Origin of the sequence: Cellulomonas hominis, assembly GCF_005239125.1 — a bacterium.
GTDB classification, from domain to species: domain Bacteria; phylum Actinomycetota; class Actinomycetes; order Actinomycetales; family Cellulomonadaceae; genus Cellulomonas; species Cellulomonas hominis_A.
Genome location: NZ_SZYE01000237.1, coordinates 1 through 4,910, shown reverse-complemented (window position 1 = coordinate 4,910; position 4,910 = coordinate 1). Strand labels below are relative to the sequence as shown.

3 protein-coding genes and 1 pseudogene are annotated in these 4,910 nt (G+C 73.0%); all 4 read right to left on the bottom strand.

What is annotated here, in order from left to right; all coding sequences use genetic code 11:
• Nucleotides 1-606, bottom strand: a pseudogene (locus FA014_RS17860) (DUF4870 domain-containing protein); the annotation flags it as partial.
• An 83-nt stretch (nucleotides 607-689) separates the two neighbouring features.
• Entirely contained in the window at nucleotides 690-2,741 is a 2,052-nt protein-coding gene (locus FA014_RS17855) for an ABC transporter ATP-binding protein (RefSeq protein ID WP_419178438.1), read from the bottom strand.
• Nucleotides 2,738-4,471 carry an ABC transporter ATP-binding protein gene (locus FA014_RS17850; RefSeq protein WP_154730975.1) on the bottom strand — a complete coding sequence of 578 codons (1,734 nt, stop codon included), beginning with the start codon at nucleotides 4,469-4,471 and terminating at the stop codon, nucleotides 2,738-2,740. Before FA014_RS17850 ends, FA014_RS17855 begins: the two co-directional genes overlap by 4 nt.
• 131 nt (nucleotides 4,472-4,602) lie before the next feature.
• Nucleotides 4,603-4,910: hypothetical protein (locus FA014_RS20250; protein ID WP_230323356.1), on the bottom strand; the 308-nt coding region annotated here is incomplete at its 5' end.

The following is a 4,910-nucleotide window of genomic DNA, read 5'->3' as shown; positions in this document are numbered from 1 at the left end:
CTGGCCCTTGTTGACGGCCACGGCCGCGAGGATCGCGAACACGAGGCTGGCGACCCACACCACGAACGGCAGGAACGCGAGGATCCCGACCGAGACGATGCTGAGGATCCACGCGGCGACGCACGCGCCGACGGCGAGCGGCCCCAGCAGCCCGACCCCGGAGCCGACGCCGTTGGCCTCGGTGACCGCCGCGGACGCGGTGCGGCCGTGGTGCAGCACCAGGCCCGCCTGCGCCGCGCTGATCGCGACGTTGCCGCCGAGCGCCACCACGACCATCCCCGTCAGGGTCACGGGCAGCGTCCGGCCGCTGACCAGGAGCCCGATCCCGGCGGCGAGCAGCACGCACGCGCCGACCAGCGCCGACCGCCGGCCGACCCGCAGCACCGCCCACGGCGTCACCGCCGCGGCGAGCACCGCGCCGACCGCCATCGCGGTGCCGTGCAGGCCGGCCTGGGCGTTCGACACCCCGAGCTCGGCGGCGAGCAGCGGCACGCTCGGGTTGAAGGAGTACAGCAGCCAGCCCCAGGTGACGAAGACGCCGTCGAGGGTGAGGGTGAACCGGTCCCGCTGCAGCCGCGGCGCCGGCGCGGGTGGCTGCGTCGTCACCCGCCGACCCTAGCCGCCCGCCGACGGCGCGGGCCGGGACCCCGGGACGGGACCCCGGCCCGCGGCCGGTCGGCGTGCGCCGCTCAGTCCTGCACGGACACGGCCGCCGCGAACTGGCTCGCGTACAGCCGGGCGTAGGCGCCGCCGGCCGCCAGCAGCTCGTCGTGCGAGCCCTGCTCGACGATCGACCCGTGCTCCATCACGAGGATGACGTCCGCGTCCCGGATCGTCGACAGCCGGTGCGCGATGACGAACGACGTCCGCCCCGAGCGCAGGGCGTTCATGGCCTGCTGGACCAGCACCTCGGTCCGGGTGTCCACCGAGGAGGTCGCCTCGTCGAGCACCAGGATCGCCGGGTCGGCGAGGAACGCGCGGGCGATGGTCAGCAGCTGCTTCTCCCCCGCCGAGAGGTTCGCCGCCTCGTCGTCGATCACGGTGTCGTAGCCGTCGGGCAGCGCCCGGACGAACTGGTCGACGTGCGTGGCGACCGCGGCCTCGACGAGCCGGTCCTCCGGGACGTCCTCGACCCCGTACGCGATGTTGTCCCGGATGGTGCCGCCGAACAGCCAGGTGTCCTGCAGCACCATGCCCACCCGCGAGCGCAGGTCGTCCCGCGTCAGCTCCCGGGTGTCGACGCCGTCGAGGGTGATCCGGCCGCCGTCGATCTCGTAGAACCGCATCAGCAGGTTGACCAGCGTGGTCTTGCCGGCGCCCGTGGGGCCGACGATCGCGACGGTCTGCCCGGGCTCGGCGACCAGGGAGAGGTCGTCGATCAGCGGGCTCTCCGGCACGTACCGGAACGACACGTCCTCGAACGCGACACGCCCCTGCACTCGCGACGGCAGCCGGGCCGGGCTCGCCGGGTCGGGCTCCTGCTCCTCGGCGTCCAGCAGCTCGAACACCCGCTCCGCGGAGGCGACGCCGGACTGCATCAGGTTCATCATCGAGGCGATCTGGGTGATCGGCTGCGTGAACTGGCGCGAGTACTGGATGAACGCCTGCACGTCGCCGAGCGTCAGGCTGCCGGACGCGACCCGCAGGCCGCCGACCACCGCGACGATCACGTAGTTGAGGTTCGCGATGAAGCCCATCGCCGGCTGGATGATGCCCGAGATGAACTGCGCCTTGAACGACGCGGAGTAGAGCTCGGCGTTCTGGTCGTGGAACTCCTGCACCGCCTGGCGCTGCCGGCCGAACACCTTCACCAGCGCGTGCCCGGTGTACATCTCCTCGATGTGGGCGTTGAGCTTGCCGGTCCAGGTCCACTGCCCGATGAACTGCGGCTGGGACCGCTTGGCGATGGCGGTGGTCACGGCGACCGACAGCGGGATGGTCACGAGCGCGACCAGCGCCAGCACCGGCGAGATCCAGAACATCATCCCGAGCACGCCGACGACGGTCAGCACGGCCGTGATCAGCTGGGACAGCGTCTGCTGCAGGGTCTGGGCCACGTTGTCGATGTCGTTGGTGACCCGGCTGAGCACCTCGCCGCGCGGCTGCCCGTCGAAGTACTTCAGCGGCAGCCGGCCGAGCTTGGCCTCGACCTGCTCGCGGAGGCCGAACACCACGCGCTGCACGACGCCGGTCGTGATCCAGCCCTGGAGCCAGCCGAACAGCGCCGAGGCCACGTAGATCGCGACGACGGCGAGCAGCAGGTTCCGCAGGCTGGTGAAGTCGATGCCCTGCCCGGGGACCACGTCCATCCCGCCGAGCATGTCGGCGAGCCGGTCCTGGCCCTGCGCGCGCAGGCCCTCGATCGCCTCGGACTTGGTGACGCCCGCCGGCAGCTGGCTGCCGACCACGCCGTTGAAGATCACGTTCGTCGCGTTGCCGAGCACCTTCGGGCCGGTGACCGCGAGCGCGACCGAGAAGATGCCGAGCAGCAGCACCGCCGCGAGCTTCGGCCACTCCGGGCGCAGCACGCCGACCAGCCGGCCGAGGGACGCCTTGAAGTTCAGCGACTTCTCGCCCGGCATGCCCATCCCCATGCCGGGGCCGGGGCCCATCCCGCGCCGGGGCATCCGGCGCGGGGTCTGCGCGGCCGGTGCCGCGGCGGCCGACGCCTGGGCCGGCGGTTCGGTCGCGGTGTCGCGGGCCACGCCGGCGACGTCCCGGTTCTGGTCCTCGGCGCTCATGCCGCCTCCTCGACGCTCAGCTGGGAGAGCACGATCTCCTGGTAGGTGGTGCACGACGCCATCAGCTCGGCGTGCGTCCCGGTGCCGACCACCGCGCCCTCGTCCAGCACGACGATCCGGTCCGCGTCGCGGATGGTGGCGACGCGCTGGGCGACCACGACCACCGCCGAGCGCCGCGTCTCCGGCACCAGCGCGGCCCGCAGGGCGGCGTCCGTCGCGAAGTCGAGCGCGGAGAACGAGTCGTCGAACAGGTAGATCGCGGGCTTGCGCACGAGCGCCCGGGCGATCGCGAGCCGCTGCCGCTGACCGCCCGACACGTTGGTGCCGCCCTGGGCGATCGGGGCGTCCAGGCCGCCGGGCATCTCGGCGACGAACGACCGCGCCTGGGCGACCTCGAGCGCGTGCCAGAGCTCCTCGTCCGTGGCGTCGGGGTTGCCGTACCGCAGGTTCGACGCGACGGTGCCGCTGAACAGGTACGGCCGCTGCGGCACCAGGCCGACCATCGACCACAGGTCGTCCGGGGCCAGGTCGCGCACGTCCACGCCGTCGACGGTGACCGTGCCCGCCGTCGCGTCGAACAGCCGCGGCACCAGGTTGACCAGCGTCGTCTTGCCCGAGCCGGTCGACCCGATGACCGCGGTGGTCTGCCCCGGCTCGGCCACCAGGTCGACGCCGTGCAGCACGGCCCGCTCGGCGCCCGGGTAGCGGAACTCGACGCCCCGGAGCTCCAGTCGGCCCTGCGGGCGCTCGAGCCGGACGGGCTCCGCCGCCGGGACGACCGACGACTCGGTGTCCAGGACGGCCGTGATCCGCTCGGACGACACCACGGCGCGGGGCACCATCACGAACATCATCGTCGACATCATGACCGCCATCAGGATGTACATGATGTAGCTGAGGAACGCGGTCAGGGCGCCGATCTGCATGTCGCCGGCCTCGATGCGGCCCGCCCCGAACCACAGCACGCCCACGCTGGTGATGTTCATGATCAGCATGACGGTCGGGAACATCAGCGACATGAGCCGGCCGACGCGCAGCGAGGTGTCGAACAGCGCGTCGTTCGCCTCGGCGAACCGGGCGGCCTCGCGGCGCTCGCGCACGAACGCGCGGATGACCCGCAGGCCGGTGATCTGCTCGCGCATGATGCGGTTGATCGCGTCGATCCGCTTCTGCATCGTGCGGAAGTACGGCACCATCCGGCTCACGATCAGCCCGACCACGATGCCCAGTACCGGCACGACGACCAGCAGCAGCCCGGACAGCGCCACGTCCTCCTGCAGCGCCAGCACGACGCCGCCGACCAGCATGATCGGGGCCATCAGCATGATGGTGAACGACAGCAGCGCGACCATCTGCACCTGCTGCACGTCGTTGGTGGTGCGGGTGATGAGCGACGGGGCGCCGAACTGGCCCATCTCCTGGGCGGAGAAGTCCTGCACGCGGGTGAACAGCCCCTCGCGCAGGTCCCGGCCGAAGGCCATCGCGACCCGGGCGCCGAAGTACACCGCGGCGATCGAGCAGGCGACCTGCAGCAGGCTGACGCCCAGCATCACGGCGCCGATCCGCATGATGTAGCCGGTGTCGCCCACGGCGACGCCCTTGTCGATGATGTCGGCGTTCAGGCTGGGCAGGTACAGCGTCGCGATGGTCTGCGCGAGCTGGAGCAGCAGCACGGCGACGACCTGGGGCCGGTACGGCCTCAGGTAGTCCCGGAGCAGACGGAGCAGCATGGGTCTCCCGGTGGGGGCGGCGGGCCGGGGTGGGACGGTCGTCCGCGGCGGTGGCCGGTCGGGGCGGACGGGGTGCGGCGCCGGCGGCGAGGCCGGGGTCGGGGTCGGTGCTCGGGCGGGGCGGCGCGGCCTCAGGTGCGGGCGGCGCCGTGCAGCAGCACGTCGACGAGCTCGCTGACCGGGACCCCGTCGTCGTCGGGCAGGACCGGCGGGCCCTGGCCCATCACGGCGGCGATCAGCAGGTGCGCGAGCCGCTCCGGCTCGATGCGCAGCTCGCCACGGTACGCCTCCAGCCGCCGGACCACGGCGGCACGGACCTCCGCGAGCGCGCGGAGCCGGGCGTCGCGCGCGGTGGGGCCGTGGAGCGGGAGCCGGTCGCCGGGGCGGTGGCCGGGCGCGGGCACGGCGCCGGGCGCCGCCCCGGCGGGCTCGGCGTGCT